This window comes from Atopobiaceae bacterium, from assembly GCA_022483015.1.
Taxonomy (GTDB): Bacteria; Actinomycetota; Coriobacteriia; order Coriobacteriales; family Atopobiaceae; genus JALCUE01.
Genome location: JAKVOB010000001.1, coordinates 959,964 through 981,304, shown reverse-complemented (window position 1 = coordinate 981,304; position 21,341 = coordinate 959,964). Strand labels below are relative to the sequence as shown.

The following is a 21,341-nucleotide window of genomic DNA, read 5'->3' as shown; positions in this document are numbered from 1 at the left end:
AAATGGCCGTGGTTTTCAAGCGAAGGGAAACATCATGGACGATCCCTCCAACATGAGGTGCCATGCCGCCGTAGACATAGGAGCATCAAGTGGACGTGTCCTGATTGGATGGGTCGATGACGGCAGGATTGGGTTCCAGGAGGTCTATCGCTTCGCCAACTCACAGAGGCGCATCGACAATCATGACTGTTGGGACGTAGAGGAGCTCTTCGACCAAGTCGAGAGGGGCCTTGCCGCCTGCAGCAGCGAGTTCGGCCGTGTCCCTGAGAGCATCGGAATCGATACCTGGGGCGTCGACTTCGTCCTACTCGACGAGAATGACCACGTCCTTGGTGATGCCGTCGCCTATCGCGACAGGCGCACGGAGGACATTCCCGAACTCGTTGACAAGCTCATCGACCCCGGGACCCTCTACGAGCACACGGGCGTCCAGCGCCAACCGTTCAACACGATCTATCAGCTCATCGCCCTTGCCCGCGAGCATCCCGAGCAGGTCGAGCGTGCGCAGACCTTCCTCATGATCCCCGATTACCTCAACTGGCGTCTGACTGGTGTAAAGACCAACGAGTATACGAACGCGACGACGACCGGTCTCGTGAACGCGCGTTTGTGCGACTGGGACCCCAAGGTCATTGAGGCGTGTGGAATCCCTTCCAAGCTCTTCCGGACACCCCTGATGCCGGGAACCACTCTGGGAGGGCTCCTTCCCGAAGTCGCAGAAGTGGTGGGCTATGACGCGAAGGTGGTGCTCCCAGCAACTCATGACACGGGATCCGCGTTCCTCGCCGTGCCTACCCACGACGAAAGCTCCGTCTTCATCTCGTCTGGCACCTGGAGCCTCATCGGAATCGAGAACGCGAAGCCCCTCATAAGCGCCGCCGGCCGACTTCATAACCTCACGAACGAGGGAGGTTATGAGAGGCGGTACAGGTACCTCAAGAACATCATGGGGCTCTGGATGATCCAGTGTGTCCGTCGCGAGATCAACGGTGTGGACTACGTCAAGGGCAAGACGTCGCTCGTTGCTCAGAGCGATCATGAGTTCAGCTTCACCGAACTCATAGGATTGGCTCGCGATGAGCACGATTTCAAAGCCGTCGTAAACGTAGATGACGACCGATTCCTCACACCTGACTCCATGATCGAGGAGGTCAGAAACGCGTGTCGCGATGACGGTCAGCCCATACCATGCACGATCGGCCAGGTCCTCCAGACCATCTATCGCAGCCTCTCCCGTTCGTATGCGGATGCCGTCTCTGACCTCCACGCCCTCACAGGACGAGACTTCTCCGCCATCAACATCGTCGGCGGGGGATGCCAGGACGCATACCTCAACGAACTCACCGCGCAGGCATGTCAGATGCCCGTTCATGCAGGCCCGGTCGAGGCGACGTCCATCGGCAACCTCGTGGCACAGATGATTGTGGCTGACGAGTTCTCGTCCGTCTCGGAGGCCCGCGATACCATCGCATCCTCGTTTGACGTCAGGCTCGTGAGATAGGCATACCAGAACAAGGCAAGACAAGATGGAACGCAACAGGAGAGCTGCCGCTATGGCAGCGCGACGACGGGAGTCAAGAACATGTCGACTGCGTATGAGCTCGCGAAGGCATCCTATGCCACTTGTGGCATCGACACCGAGAAGATCATGGAGGACCTCGCCGGGAAGGCGATTTCCATGCATTGCTGGCAAGGAGATGACGTCTGCGGCTTCGACCAGAAGGGAAACGCCGCCTCGGGGGGGATACTCACGACAGGGAACTATCCGGGGAGAGCCCGCAACTTCGGCGAGCTGACGGCGGACTTCGAGAAGGCGGCAAGCCTCATCCCCGGCAAGAAGCGCATCAATCTGCACGCGAGCTACGCCGTCTTCACCGCAGAGAACCCCTGGGTCGACCGGGACCAGCTTGAGTACAAGCACTTCGAGCCATGGGTCAAGTGGGCCCAGGACAAAGGATACGGCATCGACTTCAACCCCACGATCTTCTCGCACCCTAGGATGAATCACAACTGCTCCGTCTCGTCTCCCGACGAGGGAACCCGAGACTTCTGGATCCGCCATTGCATCGCCTGTCGCAGGATTGCGGAGAGAATTGGCGAAGAGACCGATGACATGGTCCTGAACAATTTCTGGATACCTGATGGCCTCAAGGACATCCCGGCTGACCGCTATGGCATGCGCGCGCGTCTCAAGGACTCCCTTGACCAGATCTATGCCTTCGAGACGCCGCATGTCATCGATGCGGTCGAGCAGAAGGTCTTCGGCATTGGCCTCGAGGGATTCACCGTCGGCAACAACGAGTTCTACATCTCCTATGCCGCCAAGCACGGGGGCAACCTCGTGGTCCTCATAGACGCAGGCCACTTCAACCCCACCGAGAGCATCGCCGACAAGCTCCCGTCGCTCCTGCAGTTCTTCCCCTACGTGCCCCTCCATGTCACGCGTCCGATGCACTGGGACTCCGACCATGTGGTCCTGTTCGATGACACCATTCGCGACATCGCGAGCGAGGTCGTGCGCTGCCCTGGTGGGATGGACAAGGTCCTCGTCGGACTCGACTTCTTCGATGCCTCCATCAACCGCATCGGGGCATGGGCCACGGGCATGCGGGCCATGGAGAAGTCGCTCCTCTTCGAGATGCTCCAGCCCCATGCACGGCTCAAGGAGCTGCAGGACACTTATCAGTTCTCCGAGAAGATGATGGTCACCGAGCAGTTCAAGAGCATGCCGTTCGGAGCCGTATGGGACGAGTATTGCAGCCGTGCCAACACTCCCCTTGACAGTGACCTCTGGGGTGCGGTTAAGGAGTACGAGGACGAGATCCTCTCCAAGCGAGCCTAGAAACAGGAGCCGCCGTCCCATGCCGGGTGCAAGTAACACACCCCAGCCCGAAGATGCTGACGGTCGACTGACCAAAGAAGGGATCAGAACATCATGGCAATGCACAACCTACAGTTCATCCAGAGATTCTGCCTCATGTGCCAGCACGGTGACCAGTTGGGATGGCATGAGCGCAACGGCGGCAACCTCACCTATCGCATGCGCGACGAGGAGGTCGAGCAAGCCCGCGCCTTCTTTGACGATGCACCACGGGAGTGGACGCAGATGGGTGTCTCAGCCAACAACCTGCGCAACGCCTTCTTCGTGACCACCGGCTCCGGCAAGTTCATGCACAACGTGCTCGAGGACCCGGAACACAACATTGGCATCATAGAGATCAGCGAGACCGGCGATGCCTTCCGCATCGTCTGGGGTCTGCTCGACGGGGCCCGCCCCACGAGTGAGTTCGAGAGTCACTTCATGAACCACTCGGTCACCATGGCACGCACCAATGGGGAGAACCGTGTGATCTACCACGCCCACACACCAGGCATCATCGAGATGAGCTACCTCGTGCCGCTTGAGAACCGCACATTCACGCGCATCCTCTGGCAGATGATGACGGAGTGCGTAGTCGTGTTCCCACAGGGAGTCGGTGTGGTGCCTTGGATGGTGCCCGGTGGCCCTGCCATTGCGAAGGCCACCTCAGAGGTCATGAAGACCTACGATGCGGCCGTCTGGGCCCAGCATGGCCTCTTTGGTACGGGCCCCGACTTCGATACCACGTTCGGACTCGTCCACACCATCGAGAAGGCGGCCGAGCTCTACATCGCCACACGCGCTGCGAATGGTGGGTCCGATGGCTTCATGAACACAATTCCAGATCAGGGACTCAAAGACACTTGCCACGACTTTGGCATCAGCATCAATGAGACGTTTGTTGACTAGGACATCAGCCCTTTGACTGGGTCAAGGGGCCAAGTCAATAGCATTATCCACGACAGCTAAAGAAGCTGCTTCGAGCTTCAGGGAGGCGGGGGGATCACTTATTCCCCCGCCTCTCTCACGCCTATAAGCTCTGGCTCGCGCCTTGGAGAAACTCCGACCTCACCGTTTGGTGCCATGTGACTCGCTGTCATCCTTGCTCCGATCTCCTGCCGTCGACTTGGTGCAAAGGGCAGACCAGGACGACCTGCCCATGCGGCATCACAAAGAGAAGGGTCTAGGGTCTCCTAGCATCTTGCAGGGCCAGGAGTCACAGAACGACCATTCTCGCGCTCTTGGCGAAGACCTGCGGGGACGTCGAGGACGTCCTCCGATGACCGATTTGAGGCGGTTTGGGATTGTCTGGCACCGTTGACGGCGTCGGGATAACTTGCAGCGGATTGGCCTCCATAGAAAGCCCATTCGCACGCTATTTGGTGCGCGCGCACCAAGGGCCTTGGTGCAAGACACTAATCCAGGCCATCGGACAAGCCGATGGCCTGCGTGCCTTTGGTCGCGGGGGCTGGATTTGAACAAACGGCCTCCGGGTTATGGCTCGATATGAGGGTTACCCGACCGTATCGAACGGTGGTATCGGTCGCCTTACCTCGTGCCTCCCCTGTCGTCCTTTGTCAGGGCTCTCTTCGCCGATTCTTCGTACGGTGGTATTGGACGGGAATTCTTCACACGCGGATGGGCCATGGGCGAGCACTCCCCTGACCGGAAGCGGCCGCCATCGTCCCTGTAGCCAATTCGAGGGCCATTTCCATGGCTCTCCTCTCGATTATGCCCATGGGCATAATCGAGAGGCCCTGTCTATGGGTTCTCCCCAGGACCCGATTGCCAAATGACCGTCATAGGCTCTCTCCCCGGACACTCCGAAATACTCCGAAACTACTCCGAAATACTCCGAAATACTCCGAAATGAACAGGTGGCTCAGTCAAGGGAGTAGCGTTGGGCGGGATCGTTCCTCGAGCTCCCATGCCAGTGCAGAATTCCACGTGAGGCCAGGTCCTTGAGAGCCTTGCTGGCCGAACGGGTGCTCCGTCCGATGCGGCCGGCCAACTCCCTCGTGGTGACATGTCCGTTCGCGAAGGCAAGCTGGACAGCGGCAAGCTCATACTCCCCGAGGCTCGACATGACTTCCTCGGACAGCCTGTCGTCGAGGGCCTCCTTACGCCTGACCGTGCGAGCGACGATGTTGTTCTCCAAGGTGAGCTGCACCCTCGACCCCTCCGGTTCGGTGTAGACCGGATCGTTGAGCAGCATTCGCTGCATCTCAGAGTAGATACGCTGGACCCCCTCGTTGAGCTCGCGCACCCAGCCGAACTCGACGAGGGTCCGGGCGATCCTGGGGTTACGGGAGTAGCGGGTGGTGCGCATGTTGTCGAGCGTCACCGTGTTGGGGAGCTTGCCGGGGCTCAGTATCTCCAGCCTGTCATCGTACATGGAGACACGGATGTAGTCGCCACGGAAGGCATAGTCCCTGTGAGTCACCGCGTTGACGATACCCTCGAACCAGGCGAACTCGGGATACTCCGGAACGACCTGGAACTTGCCGTCCGGGCCAAGGAACTGGAACTCCCTGAGCATGCTCGAGATGAGGGTATAGGCACCGTCCACGACCTTGGGAATGGGGCCGTCGAAGGTCCTGTCCTTCGATATGTTGAGTCGCTCTCCGGTCTCCATCTTCGTCCCGTCGAAGCGGAGCACCCTGACACGCGCCTGGGGCATGAAGGACGAGGGGTCCTCGGCGAACAGCAGGGCACCCGCGACGGTGAGCCTGCCGTCACGCATGAACCTACGGCTCTCGAGCACCTGCTCGTCCGTAGCATCTGTGCCGAGGATCACCTTGTAGCGGTCGAGCACCTCGTGGTCGACGTCTCCGATCGATGAGTCGGGGACGAGCTCGTCCTCGAAGACACGCTGGCTCTTGTCGTACTCGAGGGCACGAATCTGCTCATGGCTGAGCTCCGGGCTCTTGTCGCCCTGCCTCAAGAACACCTTGCCGTCCTTCTTGCGGCCGATGACCCGATCGCTCGATGGCGCGACGTCGAGTACGAGGACGAGATCCTCCTGACCCCTTGAATTTATGACGGGAATGCGGATAGAGGTCACGTCCGGAGCAGGCAGACAGTCCATGATTGCACATTGCTCGAAGCCCTCGATGGTCTGTGCGCCGTCAGCCTTGAATCCCGTTACCTCGCCGTCGTCCTCGATCCCGATAGCAAGCTTCCCGCCTGCTGCGTTGGCGAGGGCGACGATGTGCTGCGCCAGATGGTCCGGCTTGATACGCGCGCTCTTGCGGTCATAGTAATGGTTCTCCTTTGCCGCAGAGAGCTTACTGACATCGTTGTCTGTCACCGGGCACTGTGTCATATGTCCTCGCATCATCTTCTGGGCACTGCTCCATCTGCCCATGGCCCATCATTTGTCAATGGTACCAGCAAGACCGGAACCGACACATGGAGATGCTCCCACCAATGGAATCGGGTCAGCCTCGCTATGCCCATCGTCGTCTTGGTGCCCACTTCGAGAGGACCGTCGTGTTCGTGTGTCTCGGTCCGTGGATGGTGGGCCCGGCGGGAGGGGGACCATCCGTCCCTGTCCCAAGGGAACCACGGCGCCACAGGTTATGCACTTATTCTGGGTTGTACGACCACTATGGCCTGTAGTACCAAAGCAGTACCAACGTAGTACCAACACAAAAACAGGCCACCGACTCTCGTCGATGACCTGCATGTTTTTGGTCGCGGGGGCTGGATTTGAACCAACGACCTCCGGGTTATGAGTCGATAATATTTGATGTTCGTTCTCGCCATGCTCGCCAATACGGCCAACGTCGCCGCTGGTACCAGGACAGCGTGGTACAACTTTGCCAAGACAGGACTGCACGGTAATCGGGATTTGGTGCGCGCGCACCAAGGCCCCTTGGTGCATAAGAGGTGGAATGAATGTTATATACGAACTGCTTCGTCCGGGGAGACGTCCCTCCCTACCGCGGGATCTTCAAGTACAAGGACGGCGACGGGCGGTGGCACCAGACGAGCCGCACGCTCGAGGCGTCCAACATGCGCGACGCCAAACGGGAGCTCGCCGAGGTGCGAGCGACGCTCGAGAGGCGTGCGGGAGGGCGCAAGCCGAGGACGTCGATGAGGCCGGACATCACCGTCATCGACTACATGAGCCACTACGTCGACACGCTCGAGACGTCCAGGTCCGTGGAGAGGACCACGATTCGCGGCTACCGATGCGACGTAGGCTATGCCGACGAGGGGCTCTGCGGCATAGCGATGCGTGACCTCACGACGGAGGACGTCCAGGCATGGGAGGCGGACCTCATGGGTCCCGAACGCGGCCTCTCCCCCAAGACCGTGAGGAAGGCGCACGTCCTCCTCAAGACCGTGTGCGAGGAGGCCATAGAGGACGGCCTGCTCGACCGCAACCCCGTCGCACGCGTGAGGGCGCCGAAGGTCGCCCGCACGATGCCGAACGCGCTCCCGGACGACCAGAGGAGGACGCTCCTCGCCTACCTCGAGGCGGCGGCCGACACGCCCTTCAACCTCGCCGTCACCATCGCCCTCATGACCGGCATGAGGCAGGGCGAGATCTGCGCGCTCAGGTGGGGCGACGTCGACTTCGACGCGAGGACCGTGTGGGTGAGGCGCGCCATCGCCCGCGACGGCGGCAGGACCTACGTGAAGGAGCCCAAGACGGCGAGCGGCAGGCGCGACGTCCCCATGGCCGAGGCGCTCGTGGGGCCGCTCCGACACCGCTACCGCGAGATGAGGGCCGAGCGGCTCGAGGCCGACCTCGACGACTCCCGCGAGCGCATGGCGCAGCTCTACGTGCTGGGCGACGTCCGCGGGGGATATGCGAGCGTCTTCACCGTCTGGAAGCAGTGGAACGCGCTCGCGAGCTCGATGGGGCTCGTGGGCACGCAGGGCAGGGTACCCTCGTTCCACGACCTCAGGCACACGTTCGCCACCTTCGCCATCGCCGAGGGCGTGGACGTGAAGACCGTGAGCTCGATCCTGGGGCATGCCAACGCCTCGATGACGCTCGACATCTACGCGAGCGCAGACCCGGCCTCCAAGAGGGCCGCGGCGAAGACCATCGACGATGTCATGAGCAGGAGGCCGGAACCCGACAAGGGAGGCACGGTTCTACTGTTCCCAAGCACGGACGGCCGGAGTAACAAAACAGCCAAGGCGAAATAGCATCGCATGAGGCATTCGCCTGATTCTTTAACGTACAAATTGAACCAGAACAGCCTATGATCATTGTCCATATTGTGGGGGATAGAGGCGCATCACTTTCCATCCCTGGCCGGTTTTGACTAAACCGACCTCACCGTCTTCGATTAGCTGAGGCCCCTCGACACAAAACGCCGCTTCTACATCAGGCAGCATCTTAACGACGGCTCCAATGCCACCATCCCTATAATCGACAGTATGTGAAAACCCAATGTTGCGAACGTTCTTAACCTTTTGGGCTGCCTCCGAAAAGTCCCCCCACTCTTCTCTAAGCCATGGAGCAACCATTGCGCTTAGCTTTGTTACGTCAGGTTGGTCCTCAAGAAGCTCTGAAACGAACTGGCTGCAGACTTGAATTACATATAGGTCTTCTAGGCTGTCACTCTTTAAAACGGTGTCTGCAATTTCATCATCGTCCATATCTCGACCCACAAGACCTGACCAACAAGGCGACCCAGAGATGGATCTCCCAACAGACCCCTCCTGAAGTCCCATGTAGACCGACGCCTTCCGTTCGGTCTTATGAGAATCAAGCGTCTTCACTCCCGACGCCTGCAGGGCATCAGAAAAGTCGACCAGTATTCTCTCCCGCGCCATAACGTATTCACCGACATATATGGTCTGCATAGACTCCGGAATCTGGGCAACCCGTTCGAGCTTGTCTGGATCGGCATGAAGAAGTGCTCCATATGTAACATCCTGGACGTTATCAAAGAAACCAGCTTGAACTGTTCCATCCGGGAGAGAGACTTGAACCTCGCATTTTTTGAGATCATCGAGTCTCTCTAGGACGTGCTGCCACGTGTCAGACTGATCTGGATAACTGCCCTGCGCGGTCTTGACAAGGTTTCTTATAAACAGGGGATTGGGCTTCTTGTGATCCCCGCCACGTTGGAAGTACTTCCTCTGGAGCATGAGACGAATCATGACACCAAAGTAGTCTGATTCGTTGGTCTCGCCAACAACGTCCGATGCCTTCTTCGCGCCATTAGCCAGATCGACAACATGGCCATTCACCGGCAGGTGTTCGGAGAACCGCCTGTAGGTCTTCATTGATGTGGTGAAGACCCCCAAGTAGTCGGGCATGCCGACCTCGCTACAGACAGGCGATTCTTCCATATCGTCAGGCATACTATCCCTCTCGCTAAATCGCCAGGCAGCTCACGGCCCATATCGAAAGCACCGTTCAAAACAGTAGGCCCATCAGCATATAGGCAAGGACCTCAGATAGACCATACAATCAAGATTGAGAGGAGTCACCATCCAAGAGATCAATTACTGCCCACTCCCCCGAGTTGTCATTCCAGCTATATGTCTCGTAGAAATGCTCAGCACGTCCTCCACGCACACACTCAATGTCGGAAACGGACGTCTCGCCAGTCTCATCAGAGGCCTCGATGATGAAACTCAGCCAAGCATCCTCAGCGGAGGTAGGAATGTCGATCTCGACCCTCCAAGCGCTCCCGCCAATCATTGCTACCTGCTGGATTCGGTAGCTCTCACCATGCCAGTTACCTGAATCGGGAATGGCCCTTCGCGCAAACCAGTCGACCGTCTCGACAACGACATCTTGGTAGACCCACTCCATGGCAGCCGCCTTCGCCGTTGTCGGACTATCGCTTCATATCGTACCCAAGGAAAGACCATATATCGAGGTGTTACGTCAGGAGATACGTATGAACCGCCCAGCGCAAGCAAGACGACAGGTCCTAGGGCGGGCTCGCTTCGCTCGCGACGTCTCGCCCCCTCGATTAAGACGCTAGCACGGGGAGCAAGCACCTCTTCCCGCTCCCCGACGGTCCCTCCTCCCCGTCCGCGCCGCGCCACGCCCGCAAGGACGCGCGGACGGGGAGGAGGGACCTTGCTTGCTCTCTTAATCGAGGGGGCAAAGGGCCCCCCAAGTCCTAGGGAGCCAACATGAGCAGCAACGAGAGCACCAAGCAGCAGGCAACAGGCAACCAGGAAGAGCAGGCGACCACGCCCGTGGCCGAGATGACGCCAACCGAGGTCGAGTCCGAGGGAGAGAAGCTCACCAGGCTCTACCTCCAGAGGCGCGGCTACGTCGTCGGCGACGACGGCTTCGCGTGCGAGGAGGGCAGCGTGCCCGTCGTGGCGTCGGACGACAGCGAGGGGGAGGTCGTCCTCGTGGACGTCAGGACGCACGTGCGCCTGGGTGAGGAGTCCTACATGCCGGAGCTCGCCGTCGACGTCGAGGGACAGGAGTCATACCGCAGGCTCGCCATGCGCTACCTGTTCGCGCACCCAGAGTGCAAGAAGGCACGCGTCGACGTCATATCCATCGCCATCGTAGGAGAGCGCTGCGCCCGCCTACGTCACCTCATCGGTGCCTACTCGTGGGAGGAATGAGACCCTAGGACAAAGGACTGACCGCCCACGGTGGCAAAGGTGCCGTCCACGGAGAACGTGGGCGGCACCCCCTTTTCCACCGCCACGGCCGCAGCCAAGCCCTCCCGCGGCCGCTCCCCTCACGCGCAGGAACACCTAACGCGCGTGAGGGAAAATGCGAGACCATCCGTCTCGGGAGTATGAGAGTCGACGCACTTAGATTCCACGGAGCTGCAGCGTTTGACAATCCGAAACGAGAACCAGCTTCTTTTTGCAGCGAGATATCGCAACGTAGAGATCTCTTGGGTCTGGCATGCTCGACACATCCACGATGGAGGTATCGTATTCCAACCCCTTGGAGAGCACAGTTCTGGATGACAAGCGGGGAAACGGACAGTAATCCCTGAAAGACACTCCTCTGCTCCTGCAAAGCTCCAGCCCCTCAAGAGCAGTGGTCTGATTTTCCATAGCAAGCTCGAGGGCCTTGGTGACCTCCCAGACCAAGACACCGCGATAAAGCCTGAAATCCTTGCACTCATTTACTGCAGAGATGATGTTCCATACCGCTTCAATAGTAGAGTGGCTCTCGAGGACGGTGAGGGTCCTCCCGACGTCACTATGTTTGCTAATTCGCCTGAAGTCGAAATCACCGTTTTTCAAGTGGCGAACATACGAAGACATCTGCTGGTTCATTCGCGTATAGCATCTGCCGAGAAAACCGAGCACCACCAGAGCGAGATCGGTGCCGACCTCGCTGTCTACACGTTCACAGAATTCCTTTGCCTCAGGATTATCCACTGCCTCGTTCGATTGGAAGCCATGGTGACGGTTCGAGAACCCGTTCTGTACTCCCTTAATCGTCGAAAGAAATACAGCACTCCCGTCATTACGCTCAGGTTGCCACTTACGCAGTTCATCTTTACTAATAATCTGGACATCGGAGCAATCTGTCTTGAGCGTCAACGAAACATCCCGCCCATCTAGAGTAGGCAGGAGCATCTCTCTCACCTCTTGAACGTATCTGCCTAAGCTCTCATGCCCAGAGTTTATCCAACGCCACGGCTTCCCGCCCATATCCCGTATGGGCATGTTGAGGCATCCCCAGTTCACCAGCTGGTCGTCTTTCGTCCAGTAGAAGATACCTTGCATTGGGTCGCCGAAGACAGTAATGGGGATGGTTTCGGAGAGCGACAGAATGAGCTCATTCTGTGTCATGGTGCAATCCTGGTACTCGTCAACAAGCACTCTCGAGTAGGAGGATTTTAACGAGTCTGCCACCCATTCGCACCCGAGAAGCTTCTTCATGGCAGCGTAAACCCTTGGATAGTAGGCGCTGGGAGACGCTCCCTTTAACTCTGCAAACGAGGAATATCCGGTCGTCGCACGATATGTGGACACCCAAGACTCGCACCACCCGGCAATCGTCGCAACACGATACGAGAACGCCGGGACCTCCTTCGAGTAGATGCGTTGCCTCAGAGCACGAACACCCGCGTTCGTGTGAGTCAGAATCAAGGTCCTCGCATTGGGAGATGCCACTGCCCCAGCTATGCGCTCAGTCTTTCCAAACCCCGCAGGCGCAACAGCAGCAACTCGCTGCAAGCACATGTCGGCATCAGACAACAGCTCAATCCTGCCCAATTGCCCACCTCGAAATCCCGGCGAAGTGATTGGCAAGGGTCGTATTGCCATCAGGACCTTCGTTGACCCGAAGATGTTTTAGAGCAATGGTTCCGAGTATCTCGCCGCCCGTAACGGACTTGAACCATCCCTTCTCGCCCGCAATCTTTCCAAGACGCTGGCGAAGCACCAGGGTCAGACCATCCTGGCCAGGAGCAAAGATCTCGTCCAGGTGCAATCCCTGGCATCTCAGCTGATCGCCGACACGCTGCTTTCCGATCTTCTTTTCAACATAGTAGAGGAGCTCCCTTACCCCTTCGAAATCCACATCTGTGAAAACCTGCTGCTCCAGAAAGAGCCCCTCGTCACAGTCAAACACGGAAATGCCGTTGTCCCTCATTGCCTTCTTGTCATCTTCGTAGGGTTTGTCAGAGTCCATAAAAATGCACACGTCATAGCCAGCATCTTTAAAGTGCCGGGCATACTTGAACATGTTTTTTCCACCTCCCGCGTCCGATGGAGCGACCCCGGCCGCGGTGATTCCATAATCATCTTTCTCGCGAATGCTACAGTCAATCGCCCGAAGAACCCCCACTTCGGTGCTTCCTTCGCAAACCACAACACGTTTGGCGAGAAATGACTCCGCTGATTTACGCAGCTGAGCCTGAACATCGTTTGAGATTTCGTTGTCATCTGAAGCGAGCGGATGCGATTGGGCTATCCCGCCTAAGCAATGGAACGCGTACAGTTCATCGCTTTGCATCTCTCTAAGTGCTACGGGAGAGTGAGTCGTGAAAATCACGTGCGAATGGACGTCAGACCCCATAGCTCTTAGAAGCTGGATTAGGTTGCATAGCCTATGGGGCTCAAGGCCGCTCTCAATCTCATCAACTAGAACTAGAGAACCGTTTTGGGACAGGCGGAATCCCATGGCTATGGAGAACAGCCTTCTTGATCCCGTACCAAGCAGCGCAAGAGGAGCATCACCGTCAAATAGTCCTGCCTGCGAGGGGAGCTGAGCGCCAGTCATCAGAAACCGGTTCACAAAGGAATCGCCACTGACATTCACGCCAAACGATTCAACCTGTTTAGGCAGCTCGGCTGTCGCCGCATCGAGATCCGAGAGTTCCAGCGTACTGAGTCGACGGAGTGCCTCGATAGAGGTCGATTTCATTGCGCTATTTGATGTCGCATATCTCTGGAGTAGCGAATGCCTTCCCCATGTCGTGTCTTTACCAGCGCCGCTGCCAACCACGCAGACGGGAATCATGGCCCTATCTGAAGCACCGATTCGTTTCGGCTCGCGATTGTTCTTGATAACTTCCCACGAAGGCTCAAGATCACTCCCAATGGTAAGTCTGACGGTTAGCACGCGCCGCCCGTCCTTGGGATCATCGTCTTCGCCGAATCCTCCGCCATCAAGTGGAAGACCTCTCTGGTAGAGCGCAAACTTACTCTCCTTCAACAGCTCGTCTGGAAACCCGCTCACCGACGCTGCAATCACAATTGGCTGTGACGTATCGCATTTGTAGAAGTCGACATCGCCGACACCCAGGTTATAACGCGGCCAAAAGGCCCACTCCACGGCAGACAGGACAGTGCTCTTTCCGGAGTCACCTGGACCAATCAGACATGAGAGCGGAGAATCGTCCCCTAACAAGATGCGGCAGTTCTTCAGACCGCGGTAGTTCTGTATGGTTAACTCATGAAGTCGCAAGAAGCACCAACCTATCCATACATGGCTGTGACGTCATGCTCGATATCAATGTCCGGCGTTCGGAAACGATGAAGCAGGCATTGCCCCACGCCTCTCAGAATGCGATGGCATTCCGCCTCTTCTTGCACTCAATGGTGCATGTACAAAGGGGCGCACTTTGATTCACGGCTAATTGTACTATCGGGCGAGCGGCACTTATTACTGATGTGAGTTCATACACGCCTGCCCCTCCACTAAAAGACGATTCCGTTCCAAGAACTCCCGAGGGCAAGTACCTAAGACAACACCGCGTACGAGACTACTTGCGAATTCAGGAGAATCATCACCAGGTCAATGGGTCACCAATAGTCGATAATAACCATCTCCGTTCTTCCAATATGGACAACATTCCCGGTAGCAGTCGGACGCGTGGTACGACTTTGCCAAGACCGATCTGCACAGGAATTTGGATAATGAGGCCTCAGTTGGGCTCTCGCGTCTGCCGTCCCCACCCCCTCCACGCATGGAGCGCTCGACACACGAGGGAAGCTGTCAAAGCCCACATCTATCGGCATAGGTGGCTAGATTCATTCCTCATGTAAGAGGCTATCAACCAGCAGAGACAGGCTATCCCCCTCATCATCATAGGAAGTATCTCCCTCAGTAATAGCAATCGCTAGGTCTGACAACTCCCTCATCTCCCTGCAATCCTTATTAAAAGGGGGAATGGCAAGATACTCCGTCACACTAGTGCCAAGACTAAGGGCTGGCGCGTAGGACGAGATTGCCCGGGAGACAATCGGAGCATTCAAGAATCCGCATAGATAGGCGGCCTCTTCAAGAGTTTCCACGGGCACAAAATAGACTTTATGATCAGGTACCACAACTCTTTTGTCCATGCCGTTGATGGCGACAGACCCAACATATGCAGCAACAAAATTCCTGCCACTCATCTCTTTCCACACAACCTTATATGGAGAGAACGTATAGGGTCCAGTTGACCAAACCGACCAATACGGTTTCCCCTGTTGGAACCGACGATAGCTTGAACGCTGAATAAGTACCTTCTTAAACTGGCTGAGAAACCCAAACGTACTTGGACAATTCACTGGCAAATCTTCGTCACCGCTCATGCCGGTCTGCGGGACTATCACTCCGGAGTGCTGTCCAACCGATGCGTTAAACCTGCTGATGCCCCGTCCCTTTAGCAAGGGATAGACACAGTCCGTTTCTATTTCTGTGGCCAGACGCCGTATATCCCTTCTTCTACCGTTATCTGGGTTATTGGCAACCCTAACCATCCCAGAGCAACCATGTGCCTCCGAGGTGTCCACAAAGTAGATTCCGTTGGCATCTGTTGTAATCCCCTTGCGAGCCGCATATTCAGAAGACTCGCCGTGCCTCGTAAACAACTGATTCCAAATCTGTATATCTGCAGGGCAGCCATCAAGCCATGGCCCCGCATCAGTTCCTGGCACAGGAATAGCAACTAGGTCCTCCCTTTCACAAGACTCGGAAAACTCAGCATCATCTGAGTAGTGCTTGGAGGATGCTATACCAGGGGCCCAACGCCGATACGGCACCGGATAACCCGTAGAAGACCCGTCTCTCCTAGCCACAATTAGCGTAGGCCAATTTGCTGCAACGCCATCGAATGGTTTCACTGCTTGATAGTCCTCGACAAAAGAGACCGAAAACGGCTCTTTAACAATCTCTCCTGAGTCATCCTGATGAACCAGGGTCCATCTACGAAACCCTTGACTCGACTCGTTTTTGAAAACTGACCCAGTAATTAGAAATGCGAGTGTCCCGCCGCGCTTTACGAACCGCCCAAAATCCTTGTAGAACACTACCGTCGAAATATCAGATTGAATACCACCGACCCAAGTGTCCTCGCTAAATATCTCCATGTCGTTACATATTGGCTTGATGAATTCAGCATACGCGCGAGGCAAATTGCTCCATTTCACCCATGGAGGATTACCGACAACGGCATCAATATCATGTACACAACCGGCAGCAATTCGATCGAAGAGGATCGAGCACCATATTCCATTCCAGTGGTCTTTATGAAGGGACACCAGGCTGCCAACCGTCTCAGCAAGATGAGCGCTGTCCAGTGAGGAGAGGTTTCGTACACTGATAAACCGCGTTAGCGACTTCAGACACTTATCGGATGAAGCATCACCATCTATTAGATTCTTCAAAGAGTTCATGACATCATAAAACTCATCATCGCGCGCCAGGGCCTCAGGTATTAGAAAGGATCTCTCGCCCCGCTCAGTGAGAAACGAATGCCGAAAGGTGCCCATAATTGGATCTGCGGTATTGATTGCATCAGCAAGATAGATGGGGAGAAGAACTGGATGCGCAGCATCAAATCTATCTGATAAGAACACCACAATCGATGCTCTTGTCGTAAGAACGGCTAGGGGGTTTAGGTCAAATCCAAAAAGGCCATCCAGCAGCTTCTCTGCTGTATCCTCGGGACTTGCTTTCTCAATGCGTCTCTTTAACGCTTCTAGAACGAAAGTGCCGGATCCACAAGTTGGGTCAAGGAATGACTCTTCGGTCTTCCACCCAGAACAGTTCACCACATGATCGGCAAGCCAATCCGGGGTGTAATACTCTCCAAGCGCATGCCGCAATGCAGATGGAGTAAAGCCCATATAGAGGCCCTTAAACAAATCGCGAACCGAGGAGGGACTCTTCCGGGTGATGTCGAAGTTTACGAGCCTGAGCTCATTCAGAAGCAGAGAGAGTCCTTCTACTAATTGGTCTGATCCCTCTTCGGAGACATACCATGAAAAGAAGTCAACAGATAGCATGTTCTTGATTCCTGAGTCAGCAAAGAAATCTCCTCTCTCAACCAACTCGAAGAAATCGAGCGTAGGAAGCGACTGGTTTTGAATGAACTCCCGACTCACTTGAAGAGTGAACGCTGATACGAGCTTCGCCACAATGGCAATATACGTGTTCAAAGCGAACACGTACGCTTGCGGATTGTGAGAATACTCGACACTATGCTCTTTGCTAATCTGTCTCAGATAGTCATCAAGGCGTGAGGTTGCATCACCGTCGACTTCACCAAAGAGCCTCTCCCACTCAGTAAAAATGAGTTTCGTTCTTGTAGTCTCTTTTGAATCGCACGCAGCAACAACCAGCTTATAAAGGGCGGGAAGCAGCGCTCTTCCGACTTTCGTGTCTGGACCAACGATTTGTGTTAGCAGCGCAGGACTTACAAGAGGATTACCGTTTTCCTCGATGCTCCTCAGTACTCGGACCAAGTCTTCCTTATCGAATGGCTTCTGTGTCTCCCAGACGACACTGCCTTGAGTCCATTTTCCATAATCAATTGTTACGCCGTCGAATACAATTAGGGTATATTCCTCAATTGCACGTCCCTCTTCAGATGAAAGTAAAACCGAATACTCTTCGACCTGTTTCCTTGCATGGCGTAGTTGAGCATTAATCTTGGCATTGAACGACCGAGGGGGCTCGTACTCGATTACGACTGCACCATGAACCACGTCGAGTCGTTTTCTTCCTCCGAGAAAGCTCTTTTCAAGAGTATACGGATTCCAGAACACGTCGTGAGACACACAAAGGGTACGAAGAACTCCCTCAATAGCGACTTTTAGCTGTTCCTCATTTGCTGAGTTATTGGCGGCCTGCGCGATATCAAACACCGCTTGGCCGAGATTAGATTGAGTTGAATCCATCATACCGCCGTTCAATTCGAAGTTTCTTTGCAATCCTGTATTGACAATTTGTAGCTGCCTCATTCTACGCGCCCAGTCAGCAAGTAGCCTATTCCGTGCACACAAGTGTGCGGAATAGGACTCGTTCGCCATTCTCGCCAACAGCGCCACGGCCGCGCCGCGCTCCCCTCAGACTGTCGTCTGTCGGGGAGGCGTCTCGCGGTCGCGCGTGTCGGCTCCATGCGAAGCGTTGCGGGGGAGCCCCCGCGCCCCTGGGGTGATCCGAATGGTTGGCAACGAGACGAGGCCAAGACGCCTGTGGCTGCGGCTCTCGGTAGAGGAGGACGACGCCCTTGCGAAGGCCGCAGAGGCATATGGCGTCAACAAGACCGACCTCGTCCGCCTCTTCGCCCACTACGTGCAGCTGCCATGCACCCATCTTCTCTCCGGCGCGCCGATCGTGTTCGACTACGCAACCTCCCACGAGGTCTCCTACAACCTCCATGCCATAGGCACGCTCTACAACCAGTCCGTGCGAGCCCTCAACACCATGGCCAAGGGTGTTCGAGAGGGCGATGCGGACCCCGAGGACGTCGCGGAGGTGCTCTCGCTCGTCCATGCGGACATGTCCTTCGTCAAGGACTCGCTCGGCTGCCTCCGCGAGGACGTCTCTGCGATGTCGGACCGACCCAGCTTCTTCGTCTGGTGAGCGTACGATGACGTACGTGAAGCCCATATCGGGTCACACCGGCCTCGCAGGCGCAAGACGCTACTTCGAACGGGACGGTCGAGCCTTGGCGCATGACTACCTCGAACTCGACGCCCCTGTCATCGGAGAGGACGAGGACGGGCTCCCCGTGTACGAGGACTATGCCTGGGACGAGGCCATGGACGACCGGCGTGCCGCGGAGGGAAACAACTCGCCGTGGCGAGGGCGACAGGCTCGCACCTACAAGCACTACGTCCTCTCCCCCGACCCAGCCGACGCCGTCACGCTCGCTCGGCTCAGGGTGATGGCGACATCCTGGGCGAGGGATTCCTTCCTCGACTTCCAGGTCGCCATCGTCTACCACGACGACAACGAGAACCACGTCCCCCACGCCCATGTGATCGTGAACAACACCAACGTGAGGACGGGCCGGCGCCTGCAGGACCCAGACCCAGGGGCGCTCAACGGACGACTCCAGGCGATCTCGCAAGAGATGGGTCTCTCTCACTTCGAGGGAAGGCTCGACCCGGACCATCGCGACACGCGCGAGACTGGGGCGCGGACGGACTACCAGAGGGTCCACGTCGGGCGCGAGGAGTCCGAGATTGCAGAGAGAGACGGCTACTCCTGGGTTACCGACATCCGGGCCCGAGTCGACATCGCAAGGGGCGTCGCACGAGATGCGGACGACCTCAGGGACGTCCTCTCCACGATGGGCATCACGGTCGAGGACACCAGGAACGGGGACTGGAAGTTCGCGCTCTCCGCCCAGCCGTCCCGATGCGTCACCGGCACGCGGCTCGGCACCGACTACCAGAGGCCGAACGTGACCCGCGAGCTGTCGAGTCCTCGCAGGGCGAAGACCCCCGAGGGCTCCCGGGGACGCATCGAAGCGATCGCCCGAGACGCCATGGAGGTACGGGACCTGGCGGAGCTCCGTCGCCTCGCCGAAACCGTGGGCACAGCCCGGGAGAACCATGCGACGTCCCTAGAACAGCTCGACGCCGGAGCGACAAGGGCCAGGTCGAGGAACGACGAGGGAGCCGTGCGCAGGATCACGCGGGCACGCGCCTACGCGAGTAGGAATGGCATCCTCCCCGAGCATGACGACAGCCCTGGCAAGACACCCGGCGAAAGCACCAGTAGCACGATCGACACCATCCGCGGGCTAGGACCGACGAGCATGAAGGGCAACGCACCTGCACGGCAGCCGCAGCGCGAGGAGAGGGGCCAGGAACGATGAGGATCGACGTCTCCTACGATGACGGCAGGCTCGAGTCCCTCGATACCGACAGGTTCACGAGGCCCGAGCCCTTTGCCGCGAAGAGCATGCTCGCCGACTTCACCCTCGCGTTCCGCGAGGACGGCTCCATGGTCCTCTGCGCCGACTGCTATGACGTCCGAGACGTGGAAACCGGTGCAACCGCGAGGAGACGCAGGGGCTGGTCGTTCCTGCTCATCTCGCACGAGGAGGCCCCGCTGGTGCTCTCCGTGGCCATCGATGGGATCACGAGGTGGCTCCGCATCGGCCCCGACCTCGCCGACGTGGAGCGCCTGCGAGAGCTTGGGGCGACATGGCACCCAGGCGGGGGCTCGCTCGCACAGCTCGCGACTTGGCTCCACGATCTCGCCTGTCAGGCGCACCCGGAGCTCCTGGGCACACGGGACGGCGAGACGGAGCTCTGCGCCATGCTCGGCATGACGCGGTCGAGCTACGAGTACCTGTCCGACCTCGTCGCTATCATCTGAGCCGTCCTAGGGCCGGAGACGGAGGAGACGATGCGAAGGGTGTTGGGGACTCTGGGGAGAGTGCTTCTCGGGGTGATCCTGGTCATGATGAGGCTCATACGTTGGCTGTTCCGGATGGTGTTCCGCTTCGTCATGTGAGCGGGCCCGAAACCGTGGGCACCTGGCTCAGCGAGAGTGCAGCCAGCCTTCAGAGGGGCTCCTGTTGGCTAGTCCACCTGCATGTTAGAGAAACGCCGCATCGACGTGGCGGGGATGCCGCGCTGTCGATGTCAAGGCTCAAGCGGCCCTGGCTCCCCCATGGCGCGGCACGGTCCCGCATGGACGGGCCCGCCCGCAGCCCGCGCGGTCCCGGCGCGCTCGGAGAGCGACCTCACATCGGTTGGCACGGCCTGCCTGGCATCCAGGGCGATGGCCCTCGTGCGCTCCTCGAGCAGACCCTCCCTCCTATCCCCGACGTAGCTCGCGGCCTTGCTCGCGGCCGTCGCCGCCCTCGCGAGCGCCTCTGGGTCGTCCTTTATCGCACCGAGCCAGCTCCTGAGGTAGGCGGCATGGTTCTCGAGGAACGTCTGCCCCATGTCGGCGTTGGCGAAGGCCCCCATGTCGAGCCCGGCGTCCGCTGCGGCGAACACGCTCCCCAGCTCGGCCACGAGCTCCTCGCGCGCATATCCCTCCCGCCCCCGCTCGACCTCACGGCCCACCTCACGTGCCGTCGAGTGGCACATCTCGTGGAGCGCCGTCCTCGCGAAGCCGTCCATGGTCGTGAACTGCGCACGCCTCGGCAGGTAGATCCTGTCCTCGGAGGGGCGGTAGAAGGCCCTGTCCCCCGCGACCTCTGCCACGGGACACCGTGATGACGCTATGAACTCGTCGGCTATACGCTCGACCTCGGAAGACGCAGATGCATGGGCGCTCACGTCGAAGGGCCCTATCCCCACGATCTGCGATCCGTTGAACACGTGGTGTAGCCTGCCACTCAGGAACGCGCCGCCGAGGGCCTCCTCTGGGAGCCTGCCGTCCCGCACGAGCTGCTCGGCCCTCTGGAGCGTCACGACACGCGTCCCGCCGAAGCGCTTGGTCGGCACGTACCAGCTCCAGAACTCCACTGAGCCCGTGGCCTTGGCGCCACGCTCCACGTGCCACCCGGCGCCCCGTATCTGGTTGAACGTGCACCAGCGCGGATCCTCGAAGCCTCCGTGGTGCATCGCCGCAGCGAGGGAGACCCTGTTGAGGCCGCGATAGGCCCTCCCAGTCGTGGGGTTCGTCGGCGACCAGCATCCCTTCCACTCGGCCGCCCACGCGAGCCCGTCCCTCTCCATGGCCTCCGCTATCTGCGAGACGACCTCCGCACGGCCCTCCGCGATCGCGTCGTTCGCCCCTCCCCTGCCCTTCGCCATGCCATCCTCCCTCGGTCAACCGCCCGATAAGCGGAGGGGGCGGGCGATTGTGCCCGCCCCCTCC

General features: G+C 58.1%; 15 protein-coding genes. 8 read left to right on the top strand and 7 right to left on the bottom strand.

Features of this window, described 5'->3' with window-relative positions; genetic code table 11:
- The first annotated feature begins 34 nt into the window (after positions 1 to 34).
- From LKE50_04345 to rhaD, 3 genes are all read left to right on the top strand, one after another.
- Positions 35 to 1,501 (top strand): rhamnulokinase, encoded by a 1,467-nt coding sequence (locus LKE50_04345; protein ID MCH3967840.1) that lies wholly within the window; start codon positions 35 to 37, stop codon positions 1,499 to 1,501.
- 81 nt (positions 1,502 to 1,582) lie between these two features.
- Positions 1,583 to 2,842, top strand: a complete 1,260-nt coding sequence (locus LKE50_04340) for an L-rhamnose isomerase (protein ID MCH3967839.1) — start codon at positions 1,583 to 1,585, stop codon at positions 2,840 to 2,842.
- A 93-nt stretch (positions 2,843 to 2,935) separates the two neighbouring features.
- Positions 2,936 to 3,769, top strand: coding sequence for a rhamnulose-1-phosphate aldolase (gene rhaD, locus LKE50_04335; GenBank protein ID MCH3967838.1), 834 nt, complete (start codon positions 2,936 to 2,938; stop codon positions 3,767 to 3,769).
- Between the two features lie 973 nt (positions 3,770 to 4,742).
- Here rhaD and LKE50_04330 read toward each other — a convergent pair.
- A complete protein-coding gene (locus LKE50_04330; GenBank protein MCH3967837.1) occupies positions 4,743 to 6,185 on the bottom strand; it encodes a putative DNA binding domain-containing protein in 1,443 nt (480 codons plus the stop codon).
- A gap of 575 nt (positions 6,186 to 6,760) precedes the next feature.
- Here LKE50_04330 and LKE50_04325 point away from each other — a divergent pair.
- The gene (locus LKE50_04325) at positions 6,761 to 8,026 is read left to right on the top strand and encodes a site-specific integrase (protein MCH3967836.1); all 1,266 of its coding nucleotides are present in this window, start codon (positions 6,761 to 6,763) and stop codon (positions 8,024 to 8,026) included.
- Positions 8,027 to 8,086: 60 nt separating this feature from the next.
- On the opposite strand, the gene LKE50_04320 is transcribed toward LKE50_04325, so the two are convergent.
- Together LKE50_04320 and LKE50_04315 are read right to left on the bottom strand one after the other, a co-directional pair.
- Positions 8,087 to 9,193 carry a hypothetical protein gene (locus tag LKE50_04320; protein ID MCH3967835.1) on the bottom strand — a complete coding sequence of 369 codons (1,107 nt, stop codon included), beginning with the start codon at positions 9,191 to 9,193 and terminating at the stop codon, positions 8,087 to 8,089.
- Between the two features lie 109 nt (positions 9,194 to 9,302).
- Positions 9,303 to 9,650, bottom strand: coding sequence for a hypothetical protein (locus tag LKE50_04315; protein ID MCH3967834.1), 348 nt, complete (start codon positions 9,648 to 9,650; stop codon positions 9,303 to 9,305).
- Positions 9,651 to 9,979: 329 nt separating this feature from the next.
- Between LKE50_04315 and LKE50_04310 the strand changes: the two genes are divergently transcribed.
- Positions 9,980 to 10,429 carry a YraN family protein gene (locus tag LKE50_04310; GenBank protein ID MCH3967833.1) on the top strand — a complete coding sequence of 150 codons (450 nt, stop codon included), beginning with the start codon at positions 9,980 to 9,982 and terminating at the stop codon, positions 10,427 to 10,429.
- Positions 10,430 to 10,624: 195 nt separating this feature from the next.
- Here LKE50_04310 and LKE50_04305 read toward each other — a convergent pair whose 3' ends face one another.
- The 3 genes from LKE50_04305 to LKE50_04295 form a co-directional block, all read right to left on the bottom strand.
- Complete coding sequence (locus tag LKE50_04305) at positions 10,625 to 12,049, bottom strand: UvrD-helicase domain-containing protein (GenBank protein MCH3967832.1); 1,425 nt, start codon at positions 12,047 to 12,049, stop codon at positions 10,625 to 10,627.
- Positions 12,036 to 13,688 (bottom strand): ATP-binding protein, encoded by a 1,653-nt coding sequence (locus LKE50_04300; protein MCH3967831.1) that lies wholly within the window; start codon positions 13,686 to 13,688, stop codon positions 12,036 to 12,038. Before LKE50_04300 ends, LKE50_04305 begins: the two co-directional genes overlap by 14 nt.
- 623 nt (positions 13,689 to 14,311) lie before the next feature.
- Positions 14,312 to 17,509 carry an N-6 DNA methylase gene (locus LKE50_04295; GenBank protein ID MCH3967830.1) on the bottom strand — a complete coding sequence of 1,066 codons (3,198 nt, stop codon included), beginning with the start codon at positions 17,507 to 17,509 and terminating at the stop codon, positions 14,312 to 14,314.
- A gap of 202 nt (positions 17,510 to 17,711) precedes the next feature.
- Here LKE50_04295 and LKE50_04290 point away from each other — a divergent pair, with 202 nt between their 5' ends.
- Genes LKE50_04290 through LKE50_04280 form a run of 3 tightly spaced genes read left to right on the top strand, consistent with a single transcriptional unit; the run spans position 17,712 to position 19,883 of the window.
- Entirely contained in the window at positions 17,712 to 18,134 is a 423-nt protein-coding gene (locus LKE50_04290; protein ID MCH3967829.1) for a hypothetical protein, read from the top strand.
- A 7-nt stretch (positions 18,135 to 18,141) separates the two neighbouring features.
- Positions 18,142 to 19,377: a relaxase/mobilization nuclease domain-containing protein gene (locus tag LKE50_04285; GenBank protein MCH3967828.1), complete on the top strand. Its 1,236-nt coding sequence runs from the start codon at positions 18,142 to 18,144 to the stop codon at positions 19,375 to 19,377.
- Entirely contained in the window at positions 19,374 to 19,883 is a 510-nt protein-coding gene (locus LKE50_04280) for a hypothetical protein (protein ID MCH3967827.1), read from the top strand. Before LKE50_04285 ends, LKE50_04280 begins: the two co-directional genes overlap by 4 nt.
- A 269-nt stretch (positions 19,884 to 20,152) precedes the next feature.
- Here the strand turns inward: LKE50_04280 and LKE50_04275 are convergent, their stop codons facing one another.
- Positions 20,153 to 21,277 carry a zincin-like metallopeptidase domain-containing protein gene (locus tag LKE50_04275; GenBank protein MCH3967826.1) on the bottom strand — a complete coding sequence of 375 codons (1,125 nt, stop codon included), beginning with the start codon at positions 21,275 to 21,277 and terminating at the stop codon, positions 20,153 to 20,155.
- Positions 21,278 to 21,341: the final 64 nt, after the last annotated feature.

What these genes read in the sequence shown, in the direction of transcription:
- LKE50_04320 (MCH3967835.1), bottom strand. Translation starts at nt 9,193, where the DNA reads ATGCCTGACGATATGGAAGAATCGCCTGTCTGTAGCGAGGTCGGCATG.
- LKE50_04325 (MCH3967836.1), top strand. Translation starts at nt 6,761, where the DNA reads ATGTTATATACGAACTGCTTCGTCCGGGGAGACGTCCCTCCCTACCGC.
- LKE50_04275 (MCH3967826.1), bottom strand. Translation starts at nt 21,277, where the DNA reads ATGGCGAAGGGCAGGGGAGGGGCGAACGACGCGATCGCGGAGGGCCGT.
- LKE50_04285 (MCH3967828.1), top strand. Translation starts at nt 18,142, where the DNA reads ATGACGTACGTGAAGCCCATATCGGGTCACACCGGCCTCGCAGGCGCA.
- LKE50_04280 (MCH3967827.1), top strand. Translation starts at nt 19,374, where the DNA reads ATGAGGATCGACGTCTCCTACGATGACGGCAGGCTCGAGTCCCTCGAT.
- LKE50_04345 (MCH3967840.1), top strand. Translation starts at nt 35, where the DNA reads ATGGACGATCCCTCCAACATGAGGTGCCATGCCGCCGTAGACATAGGA.
- rhaD (MCH3967838.1), top strand. Translation starts at nt 2,936, where the DNA reads ATGGCAATGCACAACCTACAGTTCATCCAGAGATTCTGCCTCATGTGC.
- LKE50_04330 (MCH3967837.1), bottom strand. Translation starts at nt 6,185, where the DNA reads ATGACACAGTGCCCGGTGACAGACAACGATGTCAGTAAGCTCTCTGCG.
- LKE50_04310 (MCH3967833.1), top strand. Translation starts at nt 9,980, where the DNA reads ATGAGCAGCAACGAGAGCACCAAGCAGCAGGCAACAGGCAACCAGGAA.
- LKE50_04315 (MCH3967834.1), bottom strand. Translation starts at nt 9,650, where the DNA reads ATGGAGTGGGTCTACCAAGATGTCGTTGTCGAGACGGTCGACTGGTTT.
- LKE50_04290 (MCH3967829.1), top strand. Translation starts at nt 17,712, where the DNA reads ATGGTTGGCAACGAGACGAGGCCAAGACGCCTGTGGCTGCGGCTCTCG.
- LKE50_04295 (MCH3967830.1), bottom strand. Translation starts at nt 17,509, where the DNA reads ATGAGGCAGCTACAAATTGTCAATACAGGATTGCAAAGAAACTTCGAA.
- LKE50_04340 (MCH3967839.1), top strand. Translation starts at nt 1,583, where the DNA reads ATGTCGACTGCGTATGAGCTCGCGAAGGCATCCTATGCCACTTGTGGC.